The organism is Skermanella sp., assembly GCF_059503625.1.
Genome location: NZ_JCACHA010001042.1, coordinates 1 through 5,893 on the forward strand (window position 1 = coordinate 1; position 5,893 = coordinate 5,893).

General features: G+C 65.8%; 7 protein-coding genes. 3 read left to right on the plus strand and 4 right to left on the minus strand.

Features of this window, described 5'->3' with window-relative positions:
* Nucleotides 1–189 precede the first annotated feature (189 nt).
* Nucleotides 190–1,266 carry a TRAP transporter substrate-binding protein gene (locus tag AC5JJ6_RS37840; RefSeq protein WP_496046986.1) on the minus strand — a complete coding sequence of 359 codons (1,077 nt, stop codon included), beginning with the start codon at nt 1,264–1,266 and terminating at the stop codon, nt 190–192.
* Between the two features lie 1,406 nt (nt 1,267–2,672).
* Here AC5JJ6_RS37840 and AC5JJ6_RS37845 point away from each other — a divergent pair.
* Nucleotides 2,673–3,029: a DUF4112 domain-containing protein gene (locus AC5JJ6_RS37845; RefSeq protein WP_496046980.1), complete on the plus strand. Its 357-nt coding sequence runs from the start codon at nt 2,673–2,675 to the stop codon at nt 3,027–3,029.
* A gap of 13 nt (nt 3,030–3,042) precedes the next feature.
* Here the strand turns inward: AC5JJ6_RS37845 and AC5JJ6_RS37850 are convergent, their stop codons facing one another.
* Together AC5JJ6_RS37850 and AC5JJ6_RS37855 are read right to left on the minus strand one after the other, a co-directional pair.
* On the minus strand, nt 3,043–3,195 hold the full coding sequence (locus tag AC5JJ6_RS37850) for a hypothetical protein (RefSeq protein WP_496046981.1): 153 nt from the start codon (nt 3,193–3,195) through the stop codon (nt 3,043–3,045).
* Nucleotides 3,196–3,221: 26 nt separating this feature from the next.
* Nucleotides 3,222–3,434, minus strand: a complete 213-nt coding sequence (locus AC5JJ6_RS37855; RefSeq protein WP_496046982.1) for a recombinase family protein — start codon at nt 3,432–3,434, stop codon at nt 3,222–3,224.
* A 114-nt stretch (nt 3,435–3,548) separates the two neighbouring features.
* Between AC5JJ6_RS37855 and AC5JJ6_RS37860 the strand changes: the two genes are divergently transcribed.
* Both AC5JJ6_RS37860 and AC5JJ6_RS37865 read left to right on the plus strand, forming a co-directional pair.
* Complete coding sequence (locus tag AC5JJ6_RS37860) at nt 3,549–3,971, plus strand: CopG family transcriptional regulator (RefSeq protein ID WP_496046983.1); 423 nt, start codon at nt 3,549–3,551, stop codon at nt 3,969–3,971.
* Nucleotides 3,972–4,121: 150 nt separating this feature from the next.
* On the plus strand, nt 4,122–5,408 hold the full coding sequence (locus tag AC5JJ6_RS37865; protein ID WP_496046984.1) for an extracellular catalytic domain type 1 short-chain-length polyhydroxyalkanoate depolymerase: 1,287 nt from the start codon (nt 4,122–4,124) through the stop codon (nt 5,406–5,408).
* 18 nt (nt 5,409–5,426) lie between these two features.
* Here AC5JJ6_RS37865 and AC5JJ6_RS37870 read toward each other — a convergent pair whose 3' ends face one another.
* Entirely contained in the window at nt 5,427–5,789 is a 363-nt protein-coding gene (locus tag AC5JJ6_RS37870; RefSeq protein WP_496046985.1) for a DUF3489 domain-containing protein, read from the minus strand.
* Nucleotides 5,790–5,893 lie beyond the last annotated feature (104 nt).

A 5,893-nucleotide genomic window follows, 5' to 3' on the forward strand; every position in this document is an offset into this window, starting at 1 on the left:
CCCCGCCAGTCACAACCGATTCAGATGCCTCAAGCTGTTCCCGGATGGACACTTAAAACTACTTCCGATAGACGCTTTCCGCTCAGGCTACGTCAGTCTTGGCGGAGCGCTCGCACCGGCCTCTCGGTTGTGCAGACAAGGCCCCAGGCCCGGCCTGCCCATGGCATCGAGACCGACATGCGCCGTCCCTCAGCGCTGCGCTGCAGCCGCGAAGGCGAAGTTCTCGTAGGCGTTCTCTGCCACCCGGAACCATTGGAACTGCTCGTCCCGGAAAGCCTTGTAGCTCGTCCACATCTTGCGGAAGCGCGGGTTCTGGGACGCCGTCTCTTCGTACAACTCGTGCGTTGCCCGCCAAGCAGCCTGGAGGACCTCTCGCGGCCAAGCCCTCAGCTGTGCCCCGCCCGCGAGCAGCCGGCGCAGCGCCTTCGGGTTCGCGTCGTCGTAGCGGGCAATCATCTCCAGCGTCGCCTCACCGCAGGCGACCTCCAGAATGTGCTTGTACTGGTCGGGCAGGCCGTCCCATGCACGATTGTGCATCATGAACACCCCGCGGGAAGAAGCGTCCCAGAAACCCGGCGCGTAGTAGTACTTGGCCACACGCTGGAAGCCGAGCTTCTCGTCGTCATAGGGTCCGATCCACTCCGCCGCGTCGATTGTGCCACGTTCGAGCGAGGGATAAATGTCGGAGGCTGCGATCTGCGTCGGCGCGGCGCCCAGCTTTGCGAAGACCGGCCCGGCGAGGCCCGAGATGCGAAATTTTACCCCCTTCAGGTCGTCCAGGCTTCGGATCTCTTTGCGGAACCAACCACCCATCTGAGTGCCGGTCTCGCCGAAGGGAATACCAACGACATTGTAGTCATGGTAGAGCTCCGCCGCGATCTCGTTGCCGCCGCCATAGCGCATCCAAGCGGTCATCTGCCGCATGTTCATGCCCCAGGGAATGGCAGCAAAAGCAGCCAGCGTCGGATCCTTGCCGATGTAGTAAAGGCTGGAGGTCTGGCCGCACTCGATGGTGCCATTCTGCAGCGCGTCCAGCACCTGCAGGGCGGGCACGATCTCGCCGGCCGCGAAGCAGCGGATCTGGAAGCGGTTCTCCGTCATCTGCGCAACGCGGCGCGCGAGGTATTCCGCTCCGCCGAAAAGAATGTCGAGGTTTTTGGGGAAGCTGCTGGCCAAGCGCCAACGGATTTCGGGATTCTGAGTCTGAGCGAGTGCAGGCGCGGCCAGCGCCACCGGCGCCCCGCCCAGGATGAGACGACGTTTCATGACGGTGTTTCCCTCGGTGTTTTTGGTTGCAGGAACGGTTCGCAGAATGGAAGCATGCACGACTGGAACAGTGAAGCAATGGGGAGTTCGTTGAGAATGGGAGGCGCGCCGCGCCGTGCAGGTGAGTTTGCCGAGATTGACGTAAGCGAATGCAGCGATGGCGGCCATGCTCTCGGTGGCAGCCGCGCCGGAACCGCTCAATGTTCGGACTGCTCCCATCCCGGCGGCAGGCGACGCGTGTGCTGCAGCTTACGACTGCGAAGCGACGCCGAGCTGCCGGACCCGCCAAGGACACGCCAGCCCCATCTCCGGTAGCCGAGTTGCCCACTGGGCTCGCCTCTGCGCTTTGGCGCAGTTCTCTTGAAGCTATTCACCACTTGGGGATGGGCACACGGTGGACGAGTTAGGACGCTGAACACTCTGCTCTGAACGGCCGGCAGCCCGTTCGTAGGCGTTCGCCCACGCCAACTACCACCAGCCATTCACCAGTGATGAAGATGCTGCTCCTAACCGTCAACTTTGCAAAGGCCGGAGTGAGTACTGTTGGGTCAGATCAGCGCCACCCATACTGGTATGACCGTGGGTGGCGCCAGGAGTAGTGCGACGGTGGGGGCAGCGCAAAACGGTGCCAATAATAGCGCGGCGGTGGCGCGTGATACGGCCGCCCATAGCCACGCTGGTCGTAGCCACGCTGGTAATGGGCCGGCGTGAGCTGCTCTCCGATGCTGGTTGGCGGCAGATCAAGGGGTGGCGTAGCTGCAGCGGCTTTGGATCGTGGTGCCGGCCGAGAGCAGTCCGAGCCCAAGGGTGGCTGCGACGAGAAGGCTACGCATGGTGTCCTCCGGATCGGGATGTCCGACAAGCCATGGTGGCGCTCAGGTCACGGCGGGATCGCGGCGGAACTGCCTTGATCTGGGGGTTAGAATCTAACAGCGTGTGCGAGGCGCTTGGGCGCTGCCGAACGGCGCACCCGGAGGCGGTCGGCCTGCGGCGCCTGTGGATATCGGGGACGAACGCTGCCGCTTTACGCTTGGCGCTGACAGCATGTTCGTGAATTGTTCTAGCTTTCGGCCATGCCCCACGATCCGCCCCCAGCTCGCTCCAGAAGAACCGCCCGCTTCGATCCCTTGGCACTGCGCACGATGCCATCGGAGCGAGCTCTCGTGGCCGCGTTTATGGAGCGCGTACTGGCGGCGCATCTAGCCTGGCCTTGGCCGCTGATTGAGGATGAGGCGCGGCGTCGGGCTGAGGAGGTCCTTGCCGGCCGGCATCGGTGACTGGGGCAGCGCAGCATCGGAAGCTCGCAGGCGCCACCATGGGCCGCATGAGACGTTCCTTGGGGCGGGAACGCCGGACCTACCGGCAGGGAGAGCCGGATGAGGAGTTCTGCGGCTGGCGATGCCGGGATGCTCAAGGGTAGCCGTGAGCAGGATAGATATGCCCGTCTGGAGATGATCGCGCGCCTGTTTGATACCAAGTGGCATATTCCAGGTACCCGGATCCGCTTTGGGGCGGATGCGCTGCTGAGCTTGCTCCCGGCGGTCGGGCCGGTCGCCTCGACGGCCATCTCAGCCTATCTGATATGGGAAGCACGCCGGCTCGGCATCTCCACGGGTACGTTGCTCCGGATGATCGGCAATGTCGGCCTGGATGGGTTGATCAGTGCGGTGCCGATAGCAGGCTCGATCGGCGACGTGTTCTTTCGTGCCAATCTCCGCAACATGGCTCTGCTACGGCGGCACCTCGAGCGGTCCCGCCATTAGCGATGGCGGTGGGTCAGGCCGCAGCTCGGGCCAGTACACGGGTGACGGTGGTATGGGTCCAGGCGCCGTTACCTCGCGGTGTCGGCACGCCGCGCCCGGTCAGCGCCCGTGCCAGCGCTGTGTGACTTGTGACGCCATCGGCCTGCTGCCGCTCCACCTCGCTCACCAGCCGATGCGCCGCCAGCTCTGCCGTCAGGCGCCGCGCCTGGACCGCTGCGGTGGCGTCAAGGCCGTCGGGTGGCGGTAGCCCCTGTCCCCGCCCAACGCCGGCCCACGGGCCTTGGCGACCCGCAGCGCGGCCCTGGTCCGCTCGCTGATCAGCTCGCGCTCCTCCTGCGCCATGGCGGCGTAGATCCGCATCCTGACAGCGCTGGTGCGGAATTTGGGACTGACTGTTAACGCCAAAGCCGTTTCCGTGGTCTCCGGGCGGCAAAATCCGCCGGCGTGATGGCACCTATTGAAAGCACTTAATCGGCACCCATTTACCATCCAGTTGGATGGTGTGGGGATGCTCCGGGGATGGCAGGCAACGTACACGAATTGCGGCCCAAGGTCGGAAGCGACACCGAAAAGATCACCATCAACCTCGGCTATGTCGACCTCGGCCATATCGATCTGCTGGTACAGGACAGCTTCTACTCGAACCGGACCGACTTCATCCGCACCGCAATCCGCAACCAGATCGAGCGGCACGCCGACGCGACTAAGCAGTCCGTAGCCAGGAAGAGCCTGGATCTCGGACTGCGGCACTTCAGCCGAGAGGATCTGGAGGCGGCCCGCGCGGCGGGCCAGCGGCTGGACATTAGAGTGCTGGGTCTCGCCAGCATCGCCGCCGATGTCACGCCTGAGCTCGCCCAGGCAACGATCGCCTCGATCTCCGTTCTGGGGGCGCTCCAGGCGAGCGCCGCGGTGAAGGCCGCGCTTGCCGACCGGACCCGCTAATCGGCCCAGGCAGCACCGCATTCCGCTGACCGCCGCCCCGAATCGGGATGGCAACCAACTGCTTCCACCATCGACATTCCACGACGGGATGCAGAGCGAGCCCCCTTGCGGGGAAGGCTGACCTGTGTCCGCGCATTGAAAGCACCAAACATGAACGCGATCCTCCCGAACCGCATGCTCGAGGCGACCCGTCTCACCCGCGAAGGTAAACTGACCGAAGCCTCCGCGCTGCTGCAGCGCCTGTTGCGCGGGGAGGAGCCGGTCGACGCCGGCACGACCACGCCGCACAATACTGCTGCGCGGGCGACCGGACGCCTAACGCGCATCATCGACATCGATCCCGAGACGGGCGAGGCGTCAGGTCCTGCGCCTGCCCCGGAGCCGCGCACGACGCCAGCCGGCCGGTGGCCCACCGGTGGGCTGGGCACAGCCAAGATGCCGCAGATGCCTGAAACGCTGCGTGGTTTCCTCGATCAGCTCGACCAGGGTGGCTTGGCGCCGGGCCTCGGCGGGCTGACGCAGGGTTCGATGGCGCGGGCGGCCGAGCCGCTGCCGGACGGCGCTCAATTCGTGGCGGGGTCCTTCAGCAGCGACGCCGGAAGCCGCGGCTACAAACTCTACATTCCCAGCACCTATCGCAGCGAGGCGATGCCGCTGGTCGTCATGCTGCACGGCTGCACCCAGTCGCCCGACGACTTCGCCGCCGGCACGCGGATGAATGCGCTTGCCGAGGAGCACGGCTGCCTGATTGTCTATCCGGGCCAGACGCAATCGGCCAACGCCCAGAAATGCTGGAACTGGTTCAGCCCTGGCGATCAGCAGCGCGACCAGGGCGAACCTGCGTTGATCGCCGGAATTACCCGCCAGGTCATGCGCGACCAAGCGGTCGACCCGCGGCGGGTCTATGTCGCCGGGCTGTCTGCCGGCGGTGCGGCGGCCGCCATCATGGCGCAGACCTACCCCGATCTGTACGCGGCGGCCGGGGTGCATTCCGGTCTGGCCTGCGGTGCGGCGCGTGACATGCCCTCTGCATTCGCCGCTATGCGGCAGGGCACGGCGACGCTGCATCAACCTGGCCACGGCTCGGCCATGACCGGGAACCGGCACATCGTCCCGACCATCGTGTTCCATGCGGATAAGGACGGCACGGTGCACCCACGCAATGGCGATCAGGTCATCGCCCAGTCCGCTGCAGCCGGCGGCTTGCGAACCGAGGTGCAGCGCGGGCAGGTGCCGGGCGGCCACGCTTACAGCCGTACCATCCATGCTGATGCAGCTGGCCAGCCGGTGCTCGAGCAATGGTTGGTCCATGGCGGCGGTCACGCCTGGTCTGGCGGCAGCGCCGCCGGATCCTATACCGACCCGCGGGGCCCCGACGCATCGCGCGAGATGCTCCGATTCTTCTTGGAGCATCCACGCAACACTGACGCTCCATGACGGTTCGCCGCGATCGCCTCAACTGGTGACGCGGTAGACAGTGTAGCTGCCCTTGGCGCCTTCCTTACCGGGTCCGACCTGGCGGACGCGCTCAGCGGCCTCAACCGCAATGCCTTGGCGCCGCTTCAATCCAGCAAAGAAGCCCCTGACTGTGTGGGCCTGCCAGCCGGTCGCATCAGCGATCTGGGCGACGGTGGCGCCCTCGGGTCGGCGCAGCATGGCGAGCACTTGCTGCTGCTTCGTGCCTTCGCGCGGCTTGCGGGGCCGAGCCGGATCGCGCGACGGCCGGTTGGGCTTGCCGGCGAGGGCGGCGCGCAGAGCGGCGACCGCATCGGGAAGGCGCGCCTCTCGAGCCTCCGCGTCGTCCCAGGCGGCCAGCACGGCCATTGCCGCGGTGCGCAGCCCGTGCCGGGCCGTTACCGCCGGAGAGGCCTTAGTGTCCGTCCGGGATCATATTGTTCTTCGGCATAGCCTTCGCAGCATGA